This is a genomic window from Advenella incenata (genome assembly GCF_004217095.1).
GTDB classification, from domain to species: domain Bacteria; phylum Pseudomonadota; class Gammaproteobacteria; order Burkholderiales; family Burkholderiaceae_B; genus Advenella; species Advenella incenata.
The window spans coordinates 301,703-326,608 of record NZ_SHKO01000001.1; the positions used below are offsets into that span (position 1 = coordinate 301,703).

General features: G+C 55.2%; 24 protein-coding genes. 13 read left to right on the top strand and 11 right to left on the bottom strand.

From position 1 onward, the window contains the following. Window positions 1-28 precede the first annotated feature (28 nt). From EV681_RS01375 to EV681_RS01410, 8 genes are all read left to right on the top strand, one after another. Window positions 29-901 carry a branched-chain amino acid ABC transporter permease gene (locus EV681_RS01375; protein ID WP_128393579.1) on the top strand — a complete coding sequence of 291 codons (873 nt, stop codon included), beginning with the start codon at window positions 29-31 and terminating at the stop codon, window positions 899-901. Further along, window positions 898-1,893, top strand: a complete 996-nt coding sequence (locus EV681_RS01380; protein WP_130303147.1) for a branched-chain amino acid ABC transporter permease — start codon at window positions 898-900, stop codon at window positions 1,891-1,893. The genes EV681_RS01375 and EV681_RS01380 overlap by 4 nt, the downstream gene beginning before the upstream one ends. Next, window positions 1,890-2,699 (top strand): ABC transporter ATP-binding protein, encoded by an 810-nt coding sequence (locus EV681_RS01385; protein WP_128393581.1) that lies wholly within the window; start codon window positions 1,890-1,892, stop codon window positions 2,697-2,699. Before EV681_RS01380 ends, EV681_RS01385 begins: the two co-directional genes overlap by 4 nt. A gap of 56 nt (window positions 2,700-2,755) precedes the next feature. Continuing rightward, complete coding sequence (locus EV681_RS01390) at window positions 2,756-3,460, top strand: ABC transporter ATP-binding protein (protein ID WP_207227038.1); 705 nt, start codon at window positions 2,756-2,758, stop codon at window positions 3,458-3,460. 110 nt (window positions 3,461-3,570) lie between these two features. Next, window positions 3,571-4,800 carry an FAD-dependent monooxygenase gene (locus tag EV681_RS01395; protein WP_130303148.1) on the top strand — a complete coding sequence of 410 codons (1,230 nt, stop codon included), beginning with the start codon at window positions 3,571-3,573 and terminating at the stop codon, window positions 4,798-4,800. A 117-nt stretch (window positions 4,801-4,917) separates the two neighbouring features. Then, on the top strand, window positions 4,918-5,748 hold the full coding sequence (locus tag EV681_RS01400; RefSeq protein WP_128393584.1) for an alpha/beta fold hydrolase: 831 nt from the start codon (window positions 4,918-4,920) through the stop codon (window positions 5,746-5,748). A gap of 36 nt (window positions 5,749-5,784) precedes the next feature. After that, complete coding sequence (locus EV681_RS01405; protein ID WP_128393585.1) at window positions 5,785-6,843, top strand: 2,5-dihydroxypyridine 5,6-dioxygenase NicX family protein; 1,059 nt, start codon at window positions 5,785-5,787, stop codon at window positions 6,841-6,843. After that, on the top strand, window positions 6,843-7,478 hold the full coding sequence (locus EV681_RS01410) for an isochorismatase family protein (protein ID WP_130303149.1): 636 nt from the start codon (window positions 6,843-6,845) through the stop codon (window positions 7,476-7,478). The genes EV681_RS01405 and EV681_RS01410 overlap by 1 nt, the downstream gene beginning before the upstream one ends. Before the next feature lie 60 nt (window positions 7,479-7,538). Here EV681_RS01410 and EV681_RS01415 read toward each other — a convergent pair whose 3' ends face one another. Further along, window positions 7,539-8,231 (bottom strand): TetR/AcrR family transcriptional regulator, encoded by a 693-nt coding sequence (locus EV681_RS01415; RefSeq protein WP_128393587.1) that lies wholly within the window; start codon window positions 8,229-8,231, stop codon window positions 7,539-7,541. Window positions 8,232-8,595: 364 nt separating this feature from the next. Between EV681_RS01415 and EV681_RS01420 the strand changes: the two genes are divergently transcribed. After that, on the top strand, window positions 8,596-9,420 hold the full coding sequence (locus EV681_RS01420; RefSeq protein ID WP_128393588.1) for an SDR family oxidoreductase: 825 nt from the start codon (window positions 8,596-8,598) through the stop codon (window positions 9,418-9,420). A gap of 188 nt (window positions 9,421-9,608) precedes the next feature. On the opposite strand, the gene EV681_RS01425 is transcribed toward EV681_RS01420, so the two are convergent. Both EV681_RS01425 and EV681_RS01430 read right to left on the bottom strand, forming a co-directional pair. Next, window positions 9,609-11,024, bottom strand: coding sequence for a heavy metal sensor histidine kinase (locus tag EV681_RS01425; protein ID WP_130303150.1), 1,416 nt, complete (start codon window positions 11,022-11,024; stop codon window positions 9,609-9,611). Further along, complete coding sequence (locus EV681_RS01430; protein ID WP_128393590.1) at window positions 11,024-11,695, bottom strand: heavy metal response regulator transcription factor; 672 nt, start codon at window positions 11,693-11,695, stop codon at window positions 11,024-11,026. The genes EV681_RS01425 and EV681_RS01430 overlap by 1 nt, the downstream gene beginning before the upstream one ends. Window positions 11,696-11,889: 194 nt before the next feature. Between EV681_RS01430 and EV681_RS01435 the strand changes: the two genes are divergently transcribed. Then, window positions 11,890-12,351, top strand: coding sequence for a DUF305 domain-containing protein (locus EV681_RS01435; RefSeq protein ID WP_165392907.1), 462 nt, complete (start codon window positions 11,890-11,892; stop codon window positions 12,349-12,351). Between the two features lie 56 nt (window positions 12,352-12,407). Beyond that, entirely contained in the window at window positions 12,408-13,799 is a 1,392-nt protein-coding gene (locus EV681_RS01440; protein WP_130303151.1) for a YncE family protein, read from the top strand. Window positions 13,800-13,822: 23 nt separating this feature from the next. On the opposite strand, the gene EV681_RS01445 is transcribed toward EV681_RS01440, so the two are convergent. From EV681_RS01445 to EV681_RS01470, 6 genes are read right to left on the bottom strand one after another with little or no spacing between them, the layout of a single operon-like run. Next, on the bottom strand, window positions 13,823-15,016 hold the full coding sequence (locus EV681_RS01445) for a mandelate racemase/muconate lactonizing enzyme family protein (protein WP_130303152.1): 1,194 nt from the start codon (window positions 15,014-15,016) through the stop codon (window positions 13,823-13,825). Window positions 15,017-15,059: 43 nt separating this feature from the next. Further along, window positions 15,060-16,685: a GMC family oxidoreductase gene (locus tag EV681_RS01450; RefSeq protein WP_130303153.1), complete on the bottom strand. Its 1,626-nt coding sequence runs from the start codon at window positions 16,683-16,685 to the stop codon at window positions 15,060-15,062. A 5-nt stretch (window positions 16,686-16,690) separates the two neighbouring features. Beyond that, window positions 16,691-17,689 carry an ABC transporter substrate-binding protein gene (locus EV681_RS01455; RefSeq protein WP_130303154.1) on the bottom strand — a complete coding sequence of 333 codons (999 nt, stop codon included), beginning with the start codon at window positions 17,687-17,689 and terminating at the stop codon, window positions 16,691-16,693. 37 nt (window positions 17,690-17,726) lie between these two features. After that, window positions 17,727-18,545, bottom strand: a complete 819-nt coding sequence (locus tag EV681_RS01460) for an ABC transporter ATP-binding protein (protein WP_130303155.1) — start codon at window positions 18,543-18,545, stop codon at window positions 17,727-17,729. 2 nt (window positions 18,546-18,547) lie between these two features. Then, a complete protein-coding gene (locus EV681_RS01465; RefSeq protein ID WP_128393596.1) occupies window positions 18,548-19,333 on the bottom strand; it encodes an ABC transporter permease in 786 nt (261 codons plus the stop codon). Between the two features lie 43 nt (window positions 19,334-19,376). Next, a complete protein-coding gene (locus tag EV681_RS01470; protein WP_165392908.1) occupies window positions 19,377-20,099 on the bottom strand; it encodes a GntR family transcriptional regulator in 723 nt (240 codons plus the stop codon). 185 nt (window positions 20,100-20,284) lie between these two features. Here EV681_RS01470 and EV681_RS01475 point away from each other — a divergent pair, with 185 nt between their 5' ends. Then, window positions 20,285-20,560: a metal/formaldehyde-sensitive transcriptional repressor gene (locus EV681_RS01475; protein WP_130303156.1), complete on the top strand. Its 276-nt coding sequence runs from the start codon at window positions 20,285-20,287 to the stop codon at window positions 20,558-20,560. A 12-nt stretch (window positions 20,561-20,572) separates the two neighbouring features. Continuing rightward, window positions 20,573-21,565 (top strand): CDF family Co(II)/Ni(II) efflux transporter DmeF, encoded by a 993-nt coding sequence (gene dmeF / locus EV681_RS01480; RefSeq protein ID WP_130303157.1) that lies wholly within the window; start codon window positions 20,573-20,575, stop codon window positions 21,563-21,565. Window positions 21,566-21,747: 182 nt separating this feature from the next. Here the strand turns inward: dmeF and EV681_RS01485 are convergent, their stop codons facing one another. After that, complete coding sequence (locus EV681_RS01485) at window positions 21,748-22,557, bottom strand: substrate-binding domain-containing protein (protein WP_130303158.1); 810 nt, start codon at window positions 22,555-22,557, stop codon at window positions 21,748-21,750. 288 nt (window positions 22,558-22,845) lie between these two features. Beyond that, window positions 22,846-24,543 carry an L-lactate permease gene (locus EV681_RS01490; protein ID WP_130303159.1) on the bottom strand — a complete coding sequence of 566 codons (1,698 nt, stop codon included), beginning with the start codon at window positions 24,541-24,543 and terminating at the stop codon, window positions 22,846-22,848. Window positions 24,544-24,906 lie beyond the last annotated feature (363 nt).

Genomic DNA, 24,906 nt, shown 5'->3' on the forward strand with positions numbered 1-24,906 from the left:
TTCGGGATAACAAAATAAGGAAATCGGTATGGAGTTATTACCGCAGTTTATCGCCAACGGGCTGGTAATCGGGTCATTTTATGCATTGTCTGCGCTGGGTCTGACATTGATTCTGGGTCTGATGCGTGTCGTCAATTTTGCGCACGGTGAGTTGTACATGGTCGGTGGCGTGATGGGGTGGTGGGCCACGACACGCCTGGGGCTTGATTTCTTTTCAGGACTGTTGCTTGTCGCTGTTGTGCTGGGTACGTTTGGGTGGCTGATTGACCGATTTCTGATTGAGCGGATACGTGACCAGGGTGAAGAACCGGGGATTCTGTTGACTATAGGCCTTTCAATTTTCCTGGCCAACACTGCTTTGCTTCTGGTTGGCACCGCGCCGCTGAAAATAGAATCGCCGCTGGCCGGCGGCCCGCTCTTTCTTGGACCGATCGTGTTGACCAAGGCGCGCCTGTTCGCTGTCGCAGTCAGTATCGCTTTGATGATTATCACGTATCTGGTTATCCAGAAAACCCGCCTGGGCCGTGCGATGCGGGCGACGTTTCAGGATCCTATGGCAGCAAAGCTGGTAGGGATCCGGACCGCGAATATCTATGCGGGTACTTTTGCAATGGGAACCGTGATTGCCTCCATGGCGGGAATGTTGCTGGGGTCCATTTATTCCACCCAGGTATCCATCGGCGGACTGGTAAGCATGAAAGCCTTTGTGGTGGTCATTCTCGGGGGCATGGGCAGCTTTGCCGGCGCGATCGTGGGCGGCTTGCTGCTGGGCTTGGCCGAAGCATTGTGGGGCGGCTATGTTGCCACAGGATGGGTGGATATTATCGGTTTCATACTGGTGATTCTGACCCTGTTGTTTCGTCCTTATGGATTATTTGTTAAACGCGCGGAGAGAGCATGAAGATTCAACGCAATTGCCTGACGGCATTCATGCTGCTGGCAGCGGTACTGCCATTTGTCATAAACGATCAATACATTCTGCATGTGGCCATCATTGTGATGTTCTATGCTGTATTGGCAACCAGTCTGAACCTTGTGGTTGGCTATGTTGGTGAGTTTTCCCTGGGACATACGGCATTTCTGGGAACCGGTGCGTATGCGGCAGCACTGCTCTCGACCCAGGCAGGCTGGCCAATGTGGGCTACGATCCCTGCCGCCGGGTTGTGCGCCGCAGTCATGGGAACAATTATCGGCGCCATCACATTGCGATTGCACGGGCCGTTTTTCGTGATCATTACCCTATCGTTTTCGGAAGTATTGAGGCTGATTGCCAACAACTGGGTCGCAGTCACAAAGGGGCCGATGGGCATTGCCGGGGTGCCACAGCCAGCTTTTCTGGCGCAGGTAGACAATCTGGTCGGTAAACACTTTTATTACGCCATTGCATGGCTACTGCTGGCGATTGCCTTGTACCTGGCATACCGTTTTGTCAATTCCAACGCCGGACGCGCTGCAGTAGCCGTTCGGGAAAACAGGTATGTTGCGCAGTCTATTGGCATTCGTCCGCTGAGCTATTCCATGATGGCGCTGGTGCTGGGTGCATTCCTCAGTGGTACCGCAGGCGGCTTCTATGCACATTACATTTCATTTGTAGGGCCGGAGGTGTTTCGGTTTGCATTCATGGTCACCATGATCACGATGGTGCTCATCGGTGGCAAGGGTACGCTGATCGGACCGTTGGTGGGGGCGCTGCTGGTGACGTTTCTTGAAGAATATCTTAGGGAAGCACAGGAATTGCGATTGTCACTGTTCGGCCTGATCGTTATTGCGATTGTGCTATTCATGCCCAACGGAATCATGGGATTTGTTACGCGGCATCGTGAAAAAAGGGCGCAAAAACCGGCAGCGCCGGTGACCGTGCCTGTAAACGGCACAAAACGGAGGTCGGCATGATGAACACGCACGCGCAAAACGGACACCCCAGTGGCGTACTGCAGGTCAGTGGGTTGTGCAAGTCATTCGGTGGCATACATGCTGTCAAGGACATCAGCTTTAACGTGAATCGCGGGGAAATTGTCGGTTTGATCGGGCCCAATGGCGCTGGAAAAACAACCTGTTTCAACCTGATCACCGGCTTTTATGCGCCTACCTCCGGGACAGTTCACTTTGATGAACAGGAGGTGACGGGCGAAAAACCGTATAGCATGGCGCGCCGTGGCATTGTACGCAGCTTTCAGAAAACCAATATCCTGAAATCGCTTTCGGTGTTTGAGAACGTGCTGACCGGCCACTATATTGAAGCACGCCAGCCGGTCTGGAAAACGTTTTTTCCTACCGCAAAAGTGCGACAGACAGAAGCGGCGATCCGTGACAGTGCCGCGCGCATTGTCAATACGATTGGTTTGTCGCGGCATATGAACGTGCCTGCAGCCCAACTGTCCTGCGGCGAACTGCGCTTACTGGAGGTGGCGCTGGCACTGGCTGCCAAGCCCAGGATTCTGATGCTGGATGAGCCGGCTGCCGGCCTCAATAGCCACGAAGCCCGGGAGTTCGGCAATGTGCTAAGGAAACTGATTGGCGATCTGGTCGAATCTATTTTGATCGTCGAACACAACATGGGGCTGGTCATGAGCGTATCCGATCGTGTCGTTGTCATGCACTTCGGTCAAAAGCTGGCCGAGGGAACACCAGAACAGGTGCAGAAAAACTCGAAAGTGGTGGAGGCCTATCTGGGCGGAAACGGAAAGGAAAGATCATGAATGCAATAGTGTTGCCACAGACCTCTGATCAGGACAGTAGTGCACCGGCAAACCCGATGCTTGAAATTCGCAACCTGCACGTCAGCTATGGAAAGACCCAGGCATTGCATGGGGTCGATCTGATGGTCCGGCAGGGTGAGGTCATTGCCCTGATCGGCGCCAACGGTGCCGGAAAGAGCACAACGTTGCGGGCAATTTCCGGCCTGCTCAAGCCGACGCAAGGGCAGATTATCTACCAGGGTAAGAATATCGCCGGTGTTTCTGCCGATCGCATTGTCGCCCAGGGGATCGCCCAGTCACCAGAGGAACGTCATATCTGGCCCACCATGACTGTGTATGAAAACCTGACTTTGGGCGCCTATCTATGCAAAAAAGACGCAGAAGTGGAGCGGCGCGTTGCGCTGGTGTATGACCGTTTTTCCCGTCTCAAGGAAAGGCATCGCCAACTGGCAGGCACGCTCAGCGGAGGTGAACAGCAGATGCTGGCAATCGGCCGCGCCCTGATGTCGGAACCCTCACTGTTGCTCCTGGATGAACCCAGTCTTGGGCTGAGTCCACGCATGGCCGAGGAGGTCTTTGAGTTTGTCAGGGAAATCAACACGCATGGCGTGACAGTTGTCCTGGTTGAGCAGAATGTCTATAACGCGCTGTCGGTCTCTACGCGCGCTTATGTATACGAAACCGGCAAAGTCGTTGCGCAAAGGGAGGCAGCGGGCTTGCTGGACGATCCGGAGCTGCTGAGCGCCTATCTGGGAGCCTGACCCACCAGGCATGTGGCGGGCAGCGTTGAATGTATTTAAATTAATTAATTAGTTATTTAATAAATAATATGTGCTCAATTGTGCATGTTGTTGAAACTGGAGTGGAATGTATGTCGAAAACGTTGAAAGTAGGAATTATCGGGGGCGGTATTGGCGGCGCGGCACTGGCCCGCGCATTGCAGCAGCACGGTATAAAAGCCCATGTTTTTGAACGCGCGCCTGCCTTTGGTGAAATTGGCGCCGGGGTGCAGATGACGCCTAACGCGGTCAAAGTACTCCGAGCGCTGGGGCTGCAGACGGACCTGGATCGGATCGGATTTTTGCCCAAAGCGATGGTGGGTCGCAACTGGGATGATGCACGTGAGCTGTTCCGTACTCCTTTACAGCAAATGTGCCGGGAAAATTTCGGGGCCGACTTTCATCATGTACATCGCGCAGACTTGCATGCCATTTTGTGTAAGGACATTGCCTCGGATCAGGTGACATTCAACACAATCTGCACCGAGATTACGCAGGATGCCGACTCTGCCACGGCACACTTTGAAGACGGCTCAAGTTTTGAGGCAGATATTATCGTGGGAGCCGATGGCATTCATTCGGCCGTGCGCGACTCACTCTGGGGCAAGGATCAGGCCAGCTTTACCGGCCATATGTGCTGGCGTGCCCTGGTGCCGGTAGAGCAGCACCCATTGCCTTTTGTGAGCCCGGACGCATCATTCTGGTTTGGCCCCAAGGCCCATATCGTTACTTACTACGTCAAAGGCGGGGCGGCTGTCAATATTGTCGCGGTCAATGAAAGTGCAGACTGGGTGGCTGAGTCGTGGACTGAACCGAGTACTCGCGAAGAACTACTGGCAGCCTATGACGGTTGGCATCAGAACATTATCGATCTGCTGCAACGCACCGATCCTGATCAAACCTTCAAATGGGGACTCTTTGACCGGGATCCGATGAAGCAATGGGCAAAAGGCAGGGCAACGCTGCTTGGCGACGCGGCACATCCAATGCTGCCTTTCCTGTCACAGGGTGCGGCCATGGCGCTGGAAGATGCGTTCGTGCTGGCCCAGATGATTGCGCATTTTCCAACAGATCATGAAGCGGCCCTCAGGTGCTATGAAGCCGAGCGGCTTGCACGTACAGCCCGGGTCCAACTGGAAGCACGCGAACGCGGCCGTACATACCATTTGTCCACGCCCGATGAACAGCGTGCACGTGACGAGGCGCTCAGAAAGCAACAGGCTGAAAATCCCAACGCTGTCGGCATCAAGGCCGAATGGGTTTATGAATACGATGCGACCCGTTGCAAAGAGCGTATCGGCACGGTGGAAACGGTCGCATAAGCAAGCGGCAACGAGCTCAAATGCGCAGTTTTGTGAGTGGTTAGATATGGGAAAAGCAACGGCACTGTCGATGCTCACGCCCCTGTGCTCTGCGGTAAATATCAGGAAACACATTCGATGACAAATACTTATCTTTATGGCGCCCACGTTTGGGCCAATGACATACGTCAGCACTATCTGCGGTTTGGCGGACAGACAGATGGTCGGGCTCAACGTGATCCGGTAATCGTGATACCAGGTATTACCAGCCCGGTTGAAACCTGGCGTTTTGTCGCAGAGCGACTGGGCCGCCATTTCGACACTTACGTGCTGGACGCAAGGGGCCGGGGGCTGAGCCAGGCCAGTGACGAGCTGGATTACAGCCTTGATGCGATGGTAGCCGACGTTATTGCCTTTGTGCAGGCCCTGAACCTGCCGGCGTACTCGATCGTCGGGCATTCCATGGGCGGACGTATTGGTATCCGCGTGGCGGGACAGCAGCCTGCAGGACTGAGGCGTCTGGTCGCAGTAGACCCGCCGGTGTCCGGCCCGGGGCGGCGTCCATACCCGGCAAATCTTGCCTGGTATGTCGATTCGATCCGGCAGGCACAGCGGGGGATGAGCGTTGAACAGATGCGTCAATACTGTCCAACCTGGAACGAAGAGCAACTGAGGCTACGTGCCCAATGGCTGCATACCTGCAACGAGCGTGCGATCACGACAAGCTTTCATGCATTTCAGACGGATGACATTCACGCCGATGTGGCTCGGATCAATGTCCCGGTTTTGCTAATGACGGCAGAACGGGGCGACGTGATTCGTGATGCCGAGGCTGAACAGTTGCGGCAGCTGTTGCCATCGATGCAGTGCCTGCGGGTCAAAGACGCCGGCCATATGATTCCCTGGGATAACGAAGCCGGATTTTATCGGGCGTTCGGGGACTTTCTGGGCCATCCTCTGGACCATTGATGAACGTGATTTTCTAGGCAGAAACAGGGAGATATTATGGCTGTGCGCGATACAGATCTGATCCAGGCGTGGATCAATGTACTGAAATTGTCCAAACTGAAAAAAGGGGATGCGGTTACGGTGCTGACCAGTGACCATACGCATCCGCAAACACTGCGCTGCGCCATGACAGCAGCGACCATGCTGGGCGCGGTTGTCAGTCGCCTGGATTTGCCACCGGTAAACGCAGAAAAATCGCTAAGCCGCGACCCACTAGCCTATCTTGGCACGACGCCGCTTACCGGCAATAAACCGGCCATTGCCGCCTTAAAGGCAAGTGACCTTGTTCTGGACTTGATGACGCTGCTGTTTTCACCGGAACAGCATGACATTTTGCAAGGCGGCGGCAAAATCCTGCTGGCGGTGGAGCCGCCGGAGGTTCTCTTGCGCATGGTGCCAACCCAGGAAGACTATGTGCGAACCCAGGCCGCCGCGGCATTACTGAAACAGGCCGGGCAAATGCGTGTTACCTCGGCAGCGGGAACCGATTTGCGCTGTCCGTTGGGCCAGTATCCCTGCGTATCTGAATATGGATTTGTCGATGAACCGGGTCGCTGGGATCATTGGCCTAGCGGCTTTACCTTTACGTGGCCAAATGAGGGAGAAACCCAGGGCACCATCGTGTTGTCAAAAGGCGATATTCTGCTGCCAATGAAGTCCTATGTGGGTGAGACAATCACACTGACGGTGAAAGACGGCTTTGTGACAGATATAACTGGCGGGGTGGAGGCGCAAATGCTATCGGAATACATAGAATCGTTTGCCGATCCTGAAGCTTACGCCATATCCCACATTGGGTGGGGTCTGCAGAAACGGGCCTATTGGTCCACATTAGGTTTATACGACAGAGAGGCGACCATCGGCATGGATGCCCGTGCAGTAAGCGGCAACTTCCTGTTTTCTCTGGGCCCGAACAACGAGGCGGGCGGCAGCCGAACAACAGCGTGCCATATTGATGTGCCGATGAGGCGATGCAATGTTTATCTGGATGATCTGCAGGTGGTTGCCGATGGCAGGGTAGTAGAGTCCACGCTGACGCAGCGGGAGAGTGCGTAATGAGCGAGGAAAATCAAGTATTCGAGCGCCAGGGTTTCGGGACGGATGTGGCTCTGGCGCCGCCCTTTGGCCTGCTGATCGTCGACTTTGTCAATGGATTTGCAGACCCCGGCGTTTTTGGCGGCGGCAATATCGCAAGTGCAATTGCTTCAACACAGCCGCTGTTGCAGCACGCAAGACGCAGCGGCTGGCCTGTCGCCCATAGCCGGATTGTGTTTGCGGACGACGGCGCAGATCATAATATTTTCAGTCGCAAAGTGCCGGGAATGTTGACCCTTCTGGAAAATAGTCATGCCAGTGCGATTGTGCCAGAGCTGGCGCCGTTAGCGGGCGAACTGGTCGTTCGCAAGACGGTGCCGTCGGCTTTTTTCGGGACGATGCTGGCAGCCTGGCTTGCGCAGCGCGGCGTGAGCACGCTGCTGGTGGCCGGCTGCGTGACCAGCGGTTGCGTACGCGCCAGTGTTGTGGATGCTATGTCCCTGGGTTTTACACCGCTAGTGGTGGCCGATTGTGTGGGTGATCGCGCCATTGGGCCACATGATGCCAGTTTGTTTGATATGCAGCAGAAATACGCGATGGTAATGGACTGCCACGCGGCGCTCGCGCTTTGCAGCCAGGCGGTGCCGGGCAGTTGAAGTGCGGCTTGGCTGGTTGGTGGCCACCCCCAGGCCACCGCAAGAGCCAGCGCTGATGTTTTATTGTGCCTGCAATCCTCCAACCATGAATCGTGTCACCTGGTCGATCAACTCGTCCGTATCATTGACATCGTAAAGTCCTTTGGGGGTCATTTCTTCCATCCGGTGGGTGTCGGAAAACGCATATAAATAGGTGCCAATCATGAACGTTACCCGCCAGCAGGCGTCCAGCTCACTCAATTTGGGTAGTGCCTTTCTCAGCACCGCAACATAGCGCTGCGTTGAACCACCGTAGGCCTCGGAGCGAAGTGAGTAGGAGATTTCTGATGGTTCGGTATGAAGCCTGGCCTGCAACCGAAGAAAGGCACGTCCCTGGAACGTACCTCGCAACGACAGTACCGGCTCCAGGAAGGTTCTTACAATATCCTTGACTTGAGGAGTCTTCTGCCGTTCCAGCGCTTCAAGCCGCTCCAGGCGCTCCCGGGATACCAGTTCACTCCTGCGCAAAAACACGGCCTGGAACAGTCCAAATTTGGAACCAAAATAATAGCTGATCAGTGCTTGAGTTACATTGGCCTGGTCGGCAATCTCTCGCAATGCCGTCCCCGCATAACCCTTGTCTGAAAAGATGACTTCGGCTGCATCCAGAATTTCGTCTCGCACAACACTGGCCCCTTCGGGGCGACCAGGGCCATTGATTTTTCGGGCCCGTCGTACGGAGGTTTTTCTTGCAAGCTGCTCTGTTTTTTTCATAATTGATCGATTAATTAAATATTGGTTCGTACCTGTTCGTTTCGAATCGGCTCGCCAACGAGCTCATGCACCATAAAATATCATAAATTGATCGGCTGTGAATACAAATCAGTTCAAAGCGCACCAGTGGTGTGCGCGCACGGTTGCGTTGCCACGACAGCGGCCCGGCATTTATGTCTGTCGACAGCCCAGGTTGCCGGCAGTTGTTGGAACCCCGATCGCCTCATATGTACTGGCTGTAAGGCCATGCAAGTATAGATTGGATATTTCGTTTATGATTTCCCATGCTCTGCACATCTGTCTCTTTTGCCCTGTGCAGAATGAATAACGTAAATGATATCAATAGCATGAAAAGGAAGCAGGTATGAATCTGGAAATAGCGGGCAAGTGGGCCCTGGTTTGTGGCGCCAGCAAAGGGTTGGGTTTTGGATGCGCAAAGGCGCTGGTTGATAATGGCGTCAATGTGGTGATCAATGCAAGGCGCGCCGAGGTGTTGCAAGCCGCAGCAAGTGAATTGGCTGCTGTATCCGAAGCCGCGGCAAAACGCGATGGGTTTGTTGCCGCAAAAGTCATTTCCATTGCCTGCGATATCACGACTGTCGAAGGGCGCGAGGCGGTATTCAGTGCCGCAGGCGGTCCTGGCAAGGACTTCGATATTGTGGTGACCAATGCGGGTGGGCCTCCTCCGGGCGACTTCCGAGAATGGGAGCGTGACGCCTGGATAAAAGCGATTGACGCCAATATGCTGACACCGATCGAACTGATCAGGGCTACCGTTGATGGCATGGCATCACGCGGCTTCGGGCGCATCGTCAATATCACGTCAAGCGCAGTGAAGGCACCCATCGATATCCTGGGGTTGTCAAACGGAGCACGCTCGGGGCTCACGGGATTTGTTGCCGGTGTAGCGCGCTCGAGCATCGCGGAAAAGGGTGTGACCATCAACAACATTCTGCCGGGAAAATTTGCCACCGATCGCCTGGAAGGCAATATCAAAGTGACGGCCGCCAAATCAGGCAAGGACGAGGACACGATCAGACAGGCTCAGCAGGCGGTTGTTCCTGCCAAACGGTTTGGCCATCCTGACGAATTCGGTGCCCTGTGCGCCTTTCTGTGCAGTCAGCAGGCCGGTTATATCACAGGCCAGAACATGCTGATTGATGGCGGTATGTACAGCGGCACGTTCTGATCAGAAGTCTCGCGGAGCCACAAGTGCTGCGGCAGGTCACGCCATGGGATTGTCAGGCGTCGCGTTGGCTTTATGCTATATGCGACACGGACGGCGCCGGCGTGGCTGTGGCGCACCGGCTGTTCGCTGCGTTCCGGATAAGCCATGCAGTCATGCACGCACTGCTGATGCAGCGCCCGGCAATCGAATCACGTTTGTGAAGATGCCGGATCTGCAGGAAAATGCAGTGCGAAGCGTATCTGTCCAGCGGGCATGGCAAGCACTGTAGCGGTACCACCATGCAGGGCCATGATGGCCTTGACCAGCGCAAGACCCAGTCCGTTCGATTCGGTATATTCATTGCGCGATTGATCACCACGATAAAAGCGGTCGAACATGCGCTCGGCCTGAGACTGGGATACCGGCTCACTGGTATTCTCGATTGTCACCGTGCAGCCTGACGGCTCTGCATGCGCAGATAGCAGTATGGGCATGCCGGACCTGCCATAGCGTATGGCGTTGATCACAAGATTGTTCACGGCGCGACGCCACATGACGGTGTTGGCCACCACCTGGCCGCTGGCACTGACGTGCAACGCCATGCCCCGCTCCTGGGCGGGTCCTTCAAAATACTCGCCTATCTTGTGCAGCTCCGTGGCCAGATCCAGCGGCGCGCGTTCGATGGCTATTGTGGCGTGATCGGCGCGAGACAAGAACAGGATGTTCTCGATGATATGCGCAATACGCTCCAATTCCTCAAGATTGGACTCCAGCAACTGTTCATATTCTTCTTTTGTTCGAACTCTTCCCAACGCCACCTGTGTCTGCCCCATCAGAATGTTTACCGGCGTCCGAAGCTCGTGGGCCAGGTCGGCAGAGAACTGGGACAGATGCTCAAAGCCACCTTGCAGCCTGTCAAGCATTGCATTAAAGGCAATCGCAAGCTGGTGCAGCTCGCTGGGTACTCCCGTATCGGGAAAGCGCAATGTCAATTGTGATGGTGTGATTTGTGCAGCAAGTTGGCTCATTCTGGTCAGAGACCTCAGACCCCGTTTGAGCAGAAGATAGCTCAGCAGTGTGGTCAGCAGCACTGCCAGTACAATGGCGCCGATAACGCGCAGCAGATAATCATGCAGCAGGCCGGCTTCCTGAGTCATGACATAGGCTGCAGTGATCCGTACCGTGCCTCCCTGATCGCCAATGTCCGCCAGCGCCGATACCCAGCGCACCCTGATGCCGTCGGCGCGTTCTCCGGCATGCAGCGCATTGATGGTCAGCCGCTGGCCGACAGGCACTGGTATCATGGGCGGGGGCGTCATGCGATCGGGATTGACGACAATAAATGGAGTCCCGTTTTCGCGCTGGAAGATCCGTACATCTTTTTCGTTGCCCAGCATGCTTTCAAAAATTGCCGGGCGCTCTTCCATTTGCCGCACATTGTACAAGTCGTGCAACAGGGCACGGAAGCGTTCAACGCGGCCGATCAGTGTGTAGTCGGCGCGTACTTCCAGTGCCTGTTTCGCCGAGGAATAAAGATAGAATCCGAGTGAAGAGACAATCAGGCATGAAATAACCGCAAACGACAGCGTGGCCCAGATTGCCAGCGAACGGCGCTTGCCGGGCATCAGGACTCTTCCGAAAACATATAGCCGACGCTGCGCACGGTGTGGATCAGCTTGCGGTCGAACGGGGCGTCAATCTTTGCGCGCAGCCGCTTGATGGCAACATCGACCACATTGGTATCGCTATCGAAATTCATATCCCAAACCTGCGAGGCAATATCACTGCGTGACAGCGCCTCGCCTTGCCGTCGGATCAGCAAATGCAGAAGCATGAATTCCTTATTGGTCAGAACGATATTGACTCCCTGGCGGGTCACCTTGTGTCGCAAGGGATCCAGTTGCAGGTCCGCCAATTGAAATACTTCAGAATCACGTACGACGCCACGCCGCAACAGTGTACGAACGCGCAGGACCAGTTCGGTAAATGAAAATGGTTTGACCAGATAATCGTCGGCGCCAAGCTGCAGGCCGCGAATCCGGTCATCCACCTGGTCGCGGGCGGTCAGGAATATGACGGGTACATCGCGCTCGCGCCGCAACGCGCTCATGACCTGCCAGCCATCTTTGCCGGGCAGCATCACATCCAGAATGACTAGATCATAGTCCTGTGTCTGAGCCAGATGCAGGCCGTCCACGCCATTGCGGGCAAGATCGACGGCATAGCCCGATTCAAGCAGGCCTTTTCTGAGGTAATCACCGGTTTTTGAGTCGTCTTCAATAACGAGAATGGTCACGGTCGCTTCCACGGGATTGGGCAGGAAATCGTACCACGTTATCTTAAGCGGTTAATGACAAATATGTCATCAAAAAGCCATGTTGCTGACAGGAGCCGATCGTTACGATGCATATGAAGGCTTTGGCTATCACAACGATGATAGCGCGAGGCCAACCCCTGCTTTGAAACCCCTAATGATTAAGGACTTGTGATATGTCGCCTATTCAGTTTACTGCGTTGCCTGTCAGAGCGCGCATTGTCGCTGCCGCCCTGTGCCTGTGCATGGGCTTGTCGGGCACCTTTGCCTATGCGCATGCCGGGCATGCCCACCATGGAGCGAGCTCGTCCGAGACCAGTTCAACAAAGACCAACACCAAACCTCCTGCTTTTGTCGCCAGCACCGCCAAATCCTTTGATGCCCTGATGAACGACGCTATGGCGGTGATGGATTATGGAATGCTGCAGGCCCCCATGAATGGTAATGCCGAGCACGATTTTGTCACGATGATGATACCCCACCATCAGGGTGCGGTGGATATGGCCAAAGCGGTGCTGCTGTATTCCAGGGATACCGGCCTTCGTAACCTGGCGCTGGGCATTATTGCCGAACAGCAAAACGAGATCAATGTGATGCAGACTTTTCTGCAGAAACATGCCGAAAATACTTCGGAATGATGCGAGCAGCGCATTCCGTTATCACATCTTCAACGAACTTTATAAGCGAATTCAGTATGAAAAAATTCTCCGCACTTCCGGTACTGGCGGCCACCGCTTTGTATGGCAGCACCGTTGCCGCGTCTCCTTCATCGCATGATCGTGTATACACCGCGGATCAGAACAGCAATACCGTCTCGGTGATCAATCCGGCCACAAATACATTGCTTGGCCAGATCAAGCTGGGCAACCCGCGTCCCGATCTGCTTTCCCCCTTATACAAGGGACAGATCAACGTGCATGGCATGGGGTTCTCACCGGATCACAAGACATTGGTTGTGGTATCCAATGGTTCCAATTCCGTTACCTTTATCGATACTGCAACCAACGCCGTGAAAGGCACAACCTATGTGGGCCGTTCGCCGCACGAAGGTTTCTTCACTGCCGATGGTAGCGAAGTGTGGGTGGTGGTGCGTGGCGAAGACTACGTCTCGGTGATCGATCCAAAAACCTATAAGGAAAAACGGCGTATCCAGACCGATCCGGGACCGGGCATGGTTATGTTCGCACCCGATGGCAAACTTGCCTTTGTGGTCTCTAGCTTCACGGCGAAAGTGTCGGTGGTCGATGTGAAGACCCACAAGATCATCAAGAAAATCGACGTGGTCAGCCCGTTTTCTCCTTTCGTGCAGTTCACGCCCGATTTCCGGGAGATCTGGATGACTCACAAGGATGTGGGCAAGGTCACGCGGATTGATACCAAAACGCTGAAGGTGACCGGTGTGATGGATATCGGATTCATTACCAACCATCTGGCTTTTGCCGAAGTGAACGGGAAGACCCTTGCTTATGTCACCGTGGGTGGTGAAAATGCCGTGAAGGTATATACGACAGATAAAGAGGCAAAACTGGTGTCGACCATTCCCACTGGGGCTCTGCCGCACGGCATATGGCGCTCGGACGATGGCAGTCGTCTTTATGTAGGTCTGGAAAATGGCGATGCCGTGGACGTGATTGATCCGGCGGCAGGTAAAGTGGTGGCGCGTATCCCGGTTGGCCAGGCGCCACAGGCACTGGCGTATGTGTCAAATGTCATCACGCAGGGAGAAGGCAAGGACAATCTGGTACCACGGGTAAATAGTGATCCGGCCAATCTGTCCCTGAAACCGGTCAAAGAGGACGCGCGTGGTTTTGTCGTGTTGCGTAATCTGGGGCTGGTTGACGCGCTGGAAGTCAATCTGTTTCGTCTGAAGCCCAAGACCGTATATAGCGTCTATCTGAATGGCAAAGAGATGCCGGCAGCAAGTTTTCAGACTGATCAGAAAGGCAATGCTAACGGTACGATGATCGCACCGTTGAGAACGCCGGCCAAGGCAGGTTCAACCGACGCTTCTGCGACCAACAGCATTATCGTCATGCAGGGAGATGCGCCGGTAGACGCCAAGGAGGCAGCGTTAATCAATCTTTGAAGGGCATTCTGGCGGCTGTCGGCTTAATATTTCAACTGGAATTGTCGTAGCTGGTCCATGTCGGGTGTGATACCAATTCCGGGTTCATCAGAAAGCGATATCCGGCCTTCATATGGCTTAAGATAAGGCCCGGCAATCAGGTCCCGCAGCGGATTCGGATTAGAATCTACTTCGACATAGCCCGGGCCGCCGACACCGGCTTTCAGATGCATGGAGGCCACAAGGCCAATGCCGCCGCCCAGCCAGTGTGGACAGAACAGACGCTGGTGGGCGACGGCATAATGGCCAACCGGTACGCAGCCACTGAAGCCGCCCCATTTGCCCAGATCGGGCTGGATCACGCCGAAAGCGCCTGAATCAACGATGTCGCGGAAATTGGCCTCTCCCCGGATGTTCTCGCCGCCGGCAAGGGTAATGTCGCTGGCTGCGGCCAGTTGCTGCCAGGCGCCCAGCGGTGAATCGGCCGTCATCGGCTCTTCCAGCCAGTCGGGCGTAAAGGGCGCAAGAAGCCTGGCCATGTGCTGTGCCTCGTCCGCAGACCAGGCCTGGTTCGCATCCACCATCAAAGGCGTGTCCGGTCCCAGCAGTTCACGCAGACTGCGCAGATTGCCGATATCGCGTTCGCGGCCGAATCCCACTTTCAGCTTGAAGGCGCGATAGCCTTCCTGCTGCTTGGCCAGGGCCAGTTTTTCCGGGTCGCTGGGGCTGATGCCGGAAGCGTAAACGGCAATCTCTGATGTGCCGCCCAATAGCTGCCACAACGGTTTACCCACCTTCCTTGCCGCCAGGTCCCACAGGGCGATGTCGGCGCCGGCGATGGCCTGTGCCAGCGTGCCCGGCTCGCCGCTCTGTATGCCCAGCACATGCAGGCGCTGGTGCAGGGTCTGGAATGCCTGCCTGGGGTTGTCCCAGGTGCGCTCAAGCAATATCGGTGCAATGCATGATTGCAGAATGCGGGCGCGGTGCTCGGCGCCGACGCTGGGAAAATTGCACCATATTTCGCCCCAGCCGACCAGGCCGTCCTGGCTTTGCATTCGCACCAGCACTGCCGGCCGATCGTACATGATGCCAAATGAAGTTTGCACCGGCTCGCTGACGGGGGCGCGAAAAACCAGCGCATCCACGTGTGACAGCTTGATCGGCTGCAATTGCAGATCGGCATCCGCGCTGTGTTCCCGCGTGGTGCAACCAGCGCTTTGGCTATCGGTGTCCTGCATGATTATCCTTTATTGCGATTGAAATTTCTTTTTTGCGCTCGCGCTAGCCTTTTGCGTTCAGGATCAGATCCGCGCCTTTTTCGCCGATCATGATCGAGGCGGCGTTGGTATTGGCCGAGATCATTTCGGGCATGACAGACGCATCGATCACCCGCAGACGCTGCACGCCCTGGACCTTGAGCATGAGATCGACCACTGCACGGTTGTCCGAGCCCATGCGGCAGGAACCAACGGCATGAAAAACCGTGCCACCGCATTCACGAGCAAATGCAATCATTCCTTCACGTGATTGGCGGTCGCCGCCGGGCAGCACTTCGGTGTCGATCAGGTCGCGGAAAGCCGGCTGGTTATATATGTCTCGCAGCATTTGCAGCCCGGCGGCCAGCGTCTGGCGATCAATCTCTTCACTCAGATAACGGGTTTCAATAGCGGGCGGGGCCAATGGATCGGCGCTGCGGATCTGCAGTCTGCCTCGTGATGCCGGTCGGCATTGCGATGCCGAGGCGGTAAAGCCGGGGTAGGCGTGCAACGGGGTGCCGGGCTTGTCTACCGATAATGGCATCACATTAAATTGTATATCTGAGCGATCGTCGGTCGCGTATTGTGTTTTTGCAAATCCGCCAACCTGTCCCGCACCAACGGTAAGCGGGCCGGCATGCCTGAACGCCCATTGCAAACCCATGGCCGCCAGTTTCAGCGGATTGCGAACGTCATTATTGAGCGACATTTTCTTTTTCAGACGAACAATTGTGCGCGCCTGGTAGTGGTCTTTCAGGTTTTCCCCCACTTCAGGCGCATCAAAGACCACGGGAATACCATGCTTTTCCAGTAACGCTTTGGGCCCTATGCCTGACAACTGCAATATTTGCGGAGACTGCACGGCGCCGGCCGATAGAATCACTTCGGCATCTGCTTGCGCCTGATGGAGCGCGCCATTTTGCAGCCATTGCACACCAGTAGCTGTTGTACCGTTGAACACAATTCGGGTCAGATGCGCTTCGGTCAGTACGGTAAGGTTGGCGCGGGCCTGAGCCGGTCGCAGAAACGCGGTTGCTGCACTGGAGCGCCAGCCGTTTTTCATGCTCAACTGATAGGCGCCTACGCCAAATTCGGTGGCGCCATTGAAATCGGGGTTGAAGGGCAGCCCGAACTGCTGCCCGGCTTCCAGCCACGCCTGGCAATAAGGATGGTCGTTCTTCAGATCGGATACGCCCAATTCACCGCGACCACCGTGATATTGGCTTTCACCATGTTCGTAGCCCTCGGAGCGTTTGAAGAAAGGCAATACCGATTGATAATTCCAGCCGGTGGCGCCCCTGGCGGCCCAATCGTCGTAGTCCTGATGCTGGCCTCGAATGTACAGCAGGCCATTGATGGAGCTGGATCCGCCCAGCACCCGGCCGCGCGGCCAGATGATGTTTCTGCCCGCCGTGCCTTCACACGGTTCGGTATCGAAAAGTCGGGAAAAACGCGTATCGTAAATGGTTTTGAAATAGCCGACCGGCAGGTGAAGCCAGAAATTTTTGTTTGGCTTACCCGCTTCGAGCAACAGCACACGCACGGCTGGGTTGGCTGACAGCCGATTGGCCAGGACACAGCCGGCCGAACCGGCGCCCACGATAATATAATCGTAGGCGCCAGAATGCTGTATCGACCGTTGTTCACTCATTTGGTTCATGCTTTGATCACGTTCAGATAAAGTTTGGGATCAAAATACTGGGCTGCCGGTGTGGCATTCGGAATGCTGGCAAAATCAATGAAGAAATCGCTGACGCGCTGCAGCCATTTGGTGACGGAACCGTCGGCATACAGCTTGGCCCATTCCGCAGAGGTGAACATTTTCTGGGCCGCGTATTGCTCCTTGATATCTGCCAATGGCACCTGGGGGTAATGTTTTGCCTGAATTGCTTCTAGCGCCTTGTCGGTATTGGCAATCAGATAGTCATTAGCCTGGGCCCAGCCACGTATAATTTTTTCCAGCACGTCCTTGTTCTTGTCGTAATAATCGTTTCGCGCCGCCCAGCCACCCATGATGGCCGCTTCGGGATAAAACTTGGAGGCATCTACCAGCATTTTTGCGCTGGGCACTTTGTTGCGAATGGGAATGTTGAACGGAACCCATAAGGCAATGGCCGGCACCGCTTTGGAAATAAACGCAGTGACCGCATCCTGCATGCGCTGATTGATGATTTTCACGTCTTTCTTGGGGTCCAGTCCGTTTTTGCGCAGGGCATTGTCCAGGAACACATGCGCAGTCGTGCCTGTGGTGGTGGATATCTGCTTGCCTTTCATATCAGCGATCGAGTTGATACCCATATCCGGGTGCACCCACAACTGTGCCGTGGCAAACTCCACGTCATTCATCAGAAATACCTTGCCTTGTCCGCGAGCAGGGAAATTGGACATGACGGCACCGGTGCTCAGTACGTCGATACTGCCGCCGCTCATGGCCTGAAACAGTTCCAGACCAGTCTGAAATTGAATGAATTCCATCTGCAGCCCGTTCTTCTTCCAGATACCCATGTCCTCGGCCAGCCAGATCTGACCATCTACGGCCAGGGTATGCAGATAGCCAACCTTGACTTTGGTGGTGCTCTGGGCGAAAACGGGTGAGGCATGTAACCCAACGGCTGCGGTGCCGGCCGCCATCTTGATAAAAGTTCTACGTTTCATAGCAACGATCTCCTTTGGTATTTGACAGCCAGTGCGTCTAGGCGACGCGTTTTTCCTTTGCCAATGCTTCCTGTGCCGCGTATTCCTGCATTACGCTGTTGTGGATACGGGCGCGCAGGGCATTAAATTCCGGTGTTTCCTGCAACGATCGATTGCGCGGATAGGCAAAGGGGATGTCGATCACCTCCCGAATGCGCGAAGGGCGTGCAGAAATGATCAGCACCTTATTGGATAGATAGACGGCTTCTTCGACCGAGTGTGTAATTAACATGACCGTTTTGCCTTCCGCGTACAGCACATCCAGCAGCAGATCATGCATCGCGCTGCGGGTCTGCGCATCCAGCGCCCCAAACGGTTCATCCATCAGGACAAATTCGGGGCGTACCGCATAGGTCCGGGCAAGCGCCAGGCGCTGCTTCATGCCGCCAGACAGTGTTTTTGGAAATGCCTTGCGAAAATCGGCCAGTCCCATCAAGTTCAGATAACGATCAACAATCGCTTTCTTGTCTGCGGCATTCAGGTTCTTGCTTACTTTCAGGTGTAACCCAAATGCAATATTCTGCTCGACCGTGAGCCAGGGGAAAACGCCATACTCCTGGAACATGACGCCCCGATCCGGGCCCGGCTGCTCAATTGGTTTGCCATCGAGCATAACCGCGCCGCTGGTTGGTTTGATAAAGCCTGCAGCCATATTCATCAGAGTGGTCTTGCCACAGCCGGATGGTCCCACTAGTGAAATAAAATCGCCCTGGTTAACGCTAAAGGACATATCCCGGACAACTTCCAGTACACCACCCGGTGTATCAAATTGCATGGACACATTGTCGAAAACAATCCGTTCTTTGTTTGTCTGCATGTCTATTCCCCGGCCCTATCCTGCCAGCTGATCAATCGGTTCGATAATTTGCGGATGCCCACATCCATCAAAAGCGCAATGGCGCCAATGCAAATAATCCCAACATAAATGGCGCGCAGATCAAAGAATGCAGAGGCGTTTTGTATCATCGCGCCCAGGCCTTCCTGGGCTGCCACCAGTTCAGCCGCGACCAGGGTTGCCCAGGCCACGCCAAGCGCAACCCTGAGCGCAGTCAGCATGTGAGGCACGGTCATGGGCACCATGACTTTGAGGAAAATTTCCATATCCGTGGCGCCCAGCGTCTTGGCCACGCGGATATATACAGGGCTGATCTGGTTCATGCCTTCGTACATCACAATGACGGCGGCAAAAAAGGAGGCATAGAAAAGGATGGCAATCTTGGCCATTTCTCCAATGCCGAAATACACAATCACAAGTGGAATAAGCGCGATGGGCGGCAGGGCGCGAAAGAAATTGATCAGCGGATCGACAAAACGCCGTATGGGCTTGTACCAGCCGATCAGAAAGCCGATAGGTACCGCCAGCAGCATACCCAGTAGTAGCCCGCCTACGACGCGCTGGATGGACATGGCCATATTCACCAGCAGCCCGCCTTGGGTCAGATGTGTCCAGAACGTTTGCAGCACTTCCAGTGGCGACGGCAGCAATGCCGGGCTGATCCAGCCCGAAGCGTGAACAAGCATCCAGACTGCAATCAGGCAGATAAACGGAAAAACGGACCAGGCCAGATTGCCCAGCCGGTTGCTGCTTCTTGTGGCTTTTGCCATCCTTGTCTCCATATGTTTTTTTAGGGTGCAGCGTCCAGTGACCTCAGTACTGGTGATGGGCAATATCGTTTTGCAGCAGATCGGTGTCAATCTGTATCAGCTGCGCAGGATACTGAATATGCGCGTAATACAGGATTTTGTCCGAGGGATCCTTAAATACTCGGCAGACATCGGCAATCGGATCGCCCACGCCAATGTTCAAATGCGACGCCGTCTCCTTATCCGATACGGTGATGCGCATGATCTGCCGGGCCTGATGAATGCTGATATCAGGCCGTTTGGCCAGCTGCGGCACTACCGGCGCAGTGCGAAAGCCTTCCGGGTCGCTGTTGAAAATCGTCTTGTCCAGATAAATATCAATAAGGCAATAAGGTGTGTTTTCACGATAATGCACTCGGCGCAATCGCTGGTAAGCAGCGCTGTTGCCATCAAAGCCGAAAGCCGGATCCGGCGCCCGCTCGCCTGGCTCTATTGGCAGCATGCGGATTTTCAGCGTCGATACCGCCTGTACCAGTTCACCAAAACTGTTGGCTAGTCTGAACCAGCGCTGTTCTGACAGGTCCTTTGCGACAAACGTGCCAACTCCACGCGTGCGCCGGATAATGCCATTGTCTTCCAGCAGGTTGAGTGCGGCGCGCAAGGTGATTCGCGACACCTCGAACTGCGCCACCAGATTGTCCAGGGTAGGAATCTGCTCGCCGAAACGCCATTGCTGGCTTTCGATCTTCTGGCGCATGAGCTTGGCCACTTGCAGGTACAGTGGCATGCGGCTTTCGTTGCGAGGTTTTATTTCATTGTGCATATCATCATATTAATAAGCACAATTGAAATAAACAAGTAGGGGTTAGCCCGCACAGGTGCAGCGCAGGAATATACGCAGCACCCGATGTCGATTGCGCAAATGGTCCGGCTGGCTTATGATAGTGCCTATATAGTATAGGGGGGTAGGGTATGTCTCATTTGCACGCCGATAATGACGAGTTGCTCAAACGGGTTCGCCGAATTGCCGGACAGGTCCAGGCCATCGAGCGCGCGCTCCAGGCCAAGGCCGATTGTGGCAAAACACTGCATCTTGTGGCGGCAACGCGCGGGGCATTGAACGGGTTGCTTGAACAGATTATTGAGGCCCATGCGCAATTTCATGTTGCCGATCCGGGGCTTAGCGATGAACAACGCCAGGCGGGCTTGAATGAATTGCTCAAAGCGATTCGCCAGTATTCGAAATAATAGGAACAGATGATGTATTCGGAACACAGCACCCACAGCCATGCGTTTCTGGGCGCGGCCCATGATGAAAATGCCAGGCGGACCCTGTGGGTCGTTACCCTGACTTTTGTCATGATGGTTGTGGAAATTGCCGCTGGCTATGTGACCGGTTCCATGGCTTTGTTGGCTGATGGCTTTCATATGGCCACGCATGCGGGCGCCCTGGGTATTGCGGCAGGGGCTTACGCCTTTGCACGGCGTAATGTGAACAATCAGCGCTTCAGTTTCGGAACCGGTAAGGTGGGAGACCTGGCCGGGTTTGCGTCTGCGCTCATCCTTGCCATGGTGGCCCTTGGCATTGCAGTTGAGTCGGTCGCCAGATTGTTGAATCCGACCAGCGTTGCGTTCGGGGAGGCGGCAATTGTCGCGATGGTGGGCTTGCTGGTCAATATTGTGAGTGCGCTCATGCTGTCGGGCGGGCATCATCACGGACACGATCATCACAGTCACCATCATCATGGCCATGCGGCTGAACACGACCATGCGCATGGGCATGCAACCGGTGGCGACAATAACATGCGGGCGGCATACATTCATGTGCTGGCCGATGCCCTGACCTCGGTCCTGGCCATTGTGGCTCTGTTGGCGGGCCGTTATTTTGGCTGGGTATGGCTGGATCCTGTCATGGGCGTTGTCGGCTCATTGGTTATCGGCAGATGGGCCTATAGCCTGATGAAAGCCAGCGCAGCTGTGTTGCTGGATGTGACAGACGAACACGTAGCAGAGGAGATTCGCGACATTCTGGCGCCGGTGCCCGATATGAAAATTACAGACCTGCACGTATGGCAGGTCGGACCACAGGCTCGCGCAGCTATTGTCAGCGTGGCAGGCGGCGGGCTGACGGCCCGACAAATACGCGAGCAGTTGCAGCCAGTCCATGAAATATCACATTTGACAATTGAATGCCAGGCGGCGCCCGCGCCGGCCAATGAGTCTTCTGCTCCGACGGTGATGGCCCGCACCTAGTGTACGCGCCGGGGCGGCGACTGCCCGTCAGGATATGCGCATTTGCGCGAGGAGACCGGATCGGCGTGTACATGTGTCGCGGATCATAGGATGATCCGCGACAGCTTGCGCTTCTGTTACCAGACTACTCGTGGTCCACAATGGCCACAAGCCGATGGACCTACGGGCGGGGCTGATCCTGTTTATTGTGCGGGGAAGGCCGGTTCCAGGCCGTTTTGCCGAATTGTTTGGACCGCAGCCGGGGAAGTCAGGAATTTGATCAGATCGTTGGCGCCCTGTTGATTGCGCGCGTGTGTAGTCACGCCAGCCGAAAAGACGGTTGCTTTTTGCAGGGCCGGCGGCAGCACGCCCACGTAATCGGCCCCTTTGATCGGCAACAATTCACTGACCTGTTGCAAGCCGAGCGCCGCGTCGCCGCGAGCTACCACGGCACCTACGCGCTCGGAAACAATGCGCTTGCTCTTGGGCTTGACCTGGGCTTCAATACCCAGCTTCTTGATCATTTCTTTTTCATAATAGGTGCCGCTGGCGCTGGCCGAATAGGCGATGGAAGGCGCAGCCAGCAGGGCGCGTTTGACCGCCTCGGCGCTGCTGATATCAGGTTTGGGGGCACCCTTCTGCACGGAGATGCCGATAAGCGAACGCACCAGGTCCACCTGGCTGCCCTTGACGACTTGTCCTTTATTGACGAGCTGATCCAGTGATTTGCGGGCCAGGATAACCATGTCTGCGGGCTCCTGGCGATCCAGTCGGGCCGGGATGGAATCAGGCGCGCCGCCCATGGACGAGCCATGGACAATTTGCACGTGATAGCCAGACTGTTTTTCAAATTGCGGGGCAAGCGCTTCGACCGAAGAGGCAAAGCCGCCCGACGAGATAACCGTTATCGTATTTTTCGGGGATTGTCCCGGCATGTGGGCGCAAGCGGCCAGTACTGTGGATAGTGCAAGCGTGGCCAGAATCGCGCGGCGACGGGGTAATTTGACGAGCATGTTATTTTCTCCTTGGGAATGGTCTCAGATATTAAATGATTTTTTTTCTGCCAGTGCGCTGGCAGCGCGCGCATCGAGTTTAATTGCAGTGGCAAACACGGAGGGCTGAACCTGCTGTTTGATCACAAAAGAAATAAAAAATTACATCAGCGCGCCATGCGGATATTGGAACAGGGCTTCCGACCCTTGCTTATCCGGATCAAACGCTCGCGCGCAGGCAAAAGTATAAATAATTTGGCCGCCCAGTCTGTTCAATCTGGGGCGGCCAAATGGCTGACGGGCAGGTTGTTACTTGCCGATCAGCGGATCAGTTATGCCGAACGTATAGAAAGCCAACATGGCAATAATGCCGGTGAAAATCAGATAGTACAGCGTCGGCTGGATGGTTTTGCGCAGGGTGATACCTTCACGACCGAGCAGGCCCACCGTTGCCGAGGCGGCTACGACGTTGTGAATGGCGATCATGTTGCCCGCAGCAGCCCCGACAGCCTGCACCGCAATCATCATCGCGGTGGAGACGCCCAGCTGTTGAGCCACATTGAACTGGAAATCAGCCAGCATCAGATTGGAGGCCGTATTGGAACCGGTAATGAAGGCACCTAGCGCACCCATCGCCGGCGCAAAGAAGGGGTAAACACTTCCCACGCTGTTTGAAACAAATTGCGCCATGGCTACAGGCATGGATACCAGGTCCGCAGCGTTAACGCCCGAATTGATCAGAATCCGCACCATTGGAATGGTGAAAATCAGAACGAAGCCGGCGCCAAGGATGGTGCGGCATGATTCGCCCACCGCTTGCTGTATATCGTTACGAGTCATGCGATGCAGGAAAATCGTAATGAGCACAACGAACACCAGAATACCGCCGGGCAGATACAGTGGCTCCAGGGTTCCAGACACCTTGTCTTCCCCCAGGATATCGCTCCAGCCGAAACTCACGGCATTGAGCGCCTGCTTGACGGGTTCAACCGTGCGGGAGATAACCAGGAAGACGGCCAGCAGAATATAGGGCACCCAGCCGTTGAAGGTGGAAATCGGCGTTTTTCCTGCTGTTTCTACCGGCTGGACATCGATGTCTCCAATCCAGCTTTTTGGCCAGCGGCTTGTCTCAGGGAAATCCCATATCTCGCGAGGGGCCAGAAAGCCGCGCTTGGCCGCAGGAATGACGATGGCCAATCCCACCAGGGCGCCAATCAGTGATGGGAATTCAGGTCCGAGGAAAACACCGGCCAACATATAGGGAACCACAAAGCAGATGCCCACGAACAGGGCGAATGGCGCGATGGCAAGCCCTTCCTTCCACGAACGATTTGCGCCAAAGGCCCTGACCATAATCATGACCATGATCAGTGGCATCAATATGCCAACCACGCCGTGAGTTAAGGCCACTTCGGAAGTGATGAGGCGAAAATATTCCTCCCATGATGAGCCTTGCGCCACTAATTGTTCAGTGATGCCTGCCTTGTCGACCCCGCCGGATACCCCTACCACGATGGGCGTACCAACTGCCCCGAAAGAGACGGGAGTTGACTGTATCATCATGCCGACAACAACTGCTGCCAGGGCAGGGAAACCAAGAACCACCATCAGTGGTGCGGCCACGGCGGCCGGCGTACCGAAGCCCGAGGCGCCTTCAATAAAGCAGCCGAACAGCCAGGCGACAATAAGGGCCTGTACCCGCCGATCGGGACTGATGTCCGAGAATCCGTTGCGGATGGCAGTGATGCCGCCCGAGTGCTTCAGGGTATTGAGCAGCAAAATTGCGCCAAAGATAATCCATAGAATGGAGGCGGTCAGAATCAGGCCCTGCAGGGCTGAAGCGACCACGCGATTGACGCTCATCTGCCATGCAGTAAGGGCGATCACGGTCGTGACAATAAATACAATAGGCATGACCACTTTGGCGGTCATTCTGAATCCGATCAATAGCACGCCCGCCAGAATCAGCGGCAGAAATGCAAGCAGCGCAAGCGCAGTGTTATTCATATGTTGCTCCTTTTATTCGACAAATCATTTTCTCCGGAAATTGCACCTTTGAGCACGTTTGATCACGTCAGACACCAGCAACAGTGTGTGGTGTCCGGGAGCATGACTGTCTCGACCATGCCCGGCAAAAAGGCGTGTAGAGAAAATGAATTGCCATGGTAACCTGAATATTTGTTGAATTGGCCTCGTGCATTGGACCAGGCTGACATTGCGTTGCCGGCCTGTATAAGATTGGCGGGATAGTCTTTAGCCTTTGTCGGTTGGCCAGGTTTCATGTGGTATGCGCTATGTGGACATCCCGGGGTCAGGGGCGCAAACGAGGTTTTCGACCGTCGTGCAGGGCGCATTGCGCAGTGTTCGTGA

What these genes read in the sequence shown, in the direction of transcription:
- EV681_RS01375 (WP_128393579.1), top strand. Translation starts at nt 29, where the DNA reads ATGGAGTTATTACCGCAGTTTATCGCCAACGGGCTGGTAATCGGGTCA.
- EV681_RS01380 (WP_130303147.1), top strand. Translation starts at nt 898, where the DNA reads ATGAAGATTCAACGCAATTGCCTGACGGCATTCATGCTGCTGGCAGCG.
- EV681_RS01385 (WP_128393581.1), top strand. Translation starts at nt 1,890, where the DNA reads ATGATGAACACGCACGCGCAAAACGGACACCCCAGTGGCGTACTGCAG.
- EV681_RS01390 (WP_207227038.1), top strand. Translation starts at nt 2,756, where the DNA reads ATGCTTGAAATTCGCAACCTGCACGTCAGCTATGGAAAGACCCAGGCA.
- EV681_RS01395 (WP_130303148.1), top strand. Translation starts at nt 3,571, where the DNA reads ATGTCGAAAACGTTGAAAGTAGGAATTATCGGGGGCGGTATTGGCGGC.
- EV681_RS01400 (WP_128393584.1), top strand. Translation starts at nt 4,918, where the DNA reads ATGACAAATACTTATCTTTATGGCGCCCACGTTTGGGCCAATGACATA.
- EV681_RS01405 (WP_128393585.1), top strand. Translation starts at nt 5,785, where the DNA reads ATGGCTGTGCGCGATACAGATCTGATCCAGGCGTGGATCAATGTACTG.
- EV681_RS01410 (WP_130303149.1), top strand. Translation starts at nt 6,843, where the DNA reads ATGAGCGAGGAAAATCAAGTATTCGAGCGCCAGGGTTTCGGGACGGAT.
- EV681_RS01415 (WP_128393587.1), bottom strand. Translation starts at nt 8,231, where the DNA reads ATGAAAAAAACAGAGCAGCTTGCAAGAAAAACCTCCGTACGACGGGCC.
- EV681_RS01420 (WP_128393588.1), top strand. Translation starts at nt 8,596, where the DNA reads ATGAATCTGGAAATAGCGGGCAAGTGGGCCCTGGTTTGTGGCGCCAGC.
- EV681_RS01425 (WP_130303150.1), bottom strand. Translation starts at nt 11,024, where the DNA reads ATGCCCGGCAAGCGCCGTTCGCTGGCAATCTGGGCCACGCTGTCGTTT.
- EV681_RS01435 (WP_165392907.1), top strand. Translation starts at nt 11,890, where the DNA reads ATGTCGCCTATTCAGTTTACTGCGTTGCCTGTCAGAGCGCGCATTGTC.
- EV681_RS01440 (WP_130303151.1), top strand. Translation starts at nt 12,408, where the DNA reads ATGAAAAAATTCTCCGCACTTCCGGTACTGGCGGCCACCGCTTTGTAT.
- EV681_RS01445 (WP_130303152.1), bottom strand. Translation starts at nt 15,016, where the DNA reads ATGCAGGACACCGATAGCCAAAGCGCTGGTTGCACCACGCGGGAACAC.
- EV681_RS01450 (WP_130303153.1), bottom strand. Translation starts at nt 16,685, where the DNA reads ATGAGTGAACAACGGTCGATACAGCATTCTGGCGCCTACGATTATATT.
- EV681_RS01455 (WP_130303154.1), bottom strand. Translation starts at nt 17,689, where the DNA reads ATGAAACGTAGAACTTTTATCAAGATGGCGGCCGGCACCGCAGCCGTT.
- EV681_RS01460 (WP_130303155.1), bottom strand. Translation starts at nt 18,545, where the DNA reads ATGCAGACAAACAAAGAACGGATTGTTTTCGACAATGTGTCCATGCAA.
- EV681_RS01465 (WP_128393596.1), bottom strand. Translation starts at nt 19,333, where the DNA reads ATGGCAAAAGCCACAAGAAGCAGCAACCGGCTGGGCAATCTGGCCTGG.
- EV681_RS01470 (WP_165392908.1), bottom strand. Translation starts at nt 20,099, where the DNA reads ATGCCACTGTACCTGCAAGTGGCCAAGCTCATGCGCCAGAAGATCGAA.
- EV681_RS01475 (WP_130303156.1), top strand. Translation starts at nt 20,285, where the DNA reads ATGTCTCATTTGCACGCCGATAATGACGAGTTGCTCAAACGGGTTCGC.
- dmeF (WP_130303157.1), top strand. Translation starts at nt 20,573, where the DNA reads ATGTATTCGGAACACAGCACCCACAGCCATGCGTTTCTGGGCGCGGCC.
- EV681_RS01485 (WP_130303158.1), bottom strand. Translation starts at nt 22,557, where the DNA reads ATGCTCGTCAAATTACCCCGTCGCCGCGCGATTCTGGCCACGCTTGCA.
- EV681_RS01490 (WP_130303159.1), bottom strand. Translation starts at nt 24,543, where the DNA reads ATGAATAACACTGCGCTTGCGCTGCTTGCATTTCTGCCGCTGATTCTG.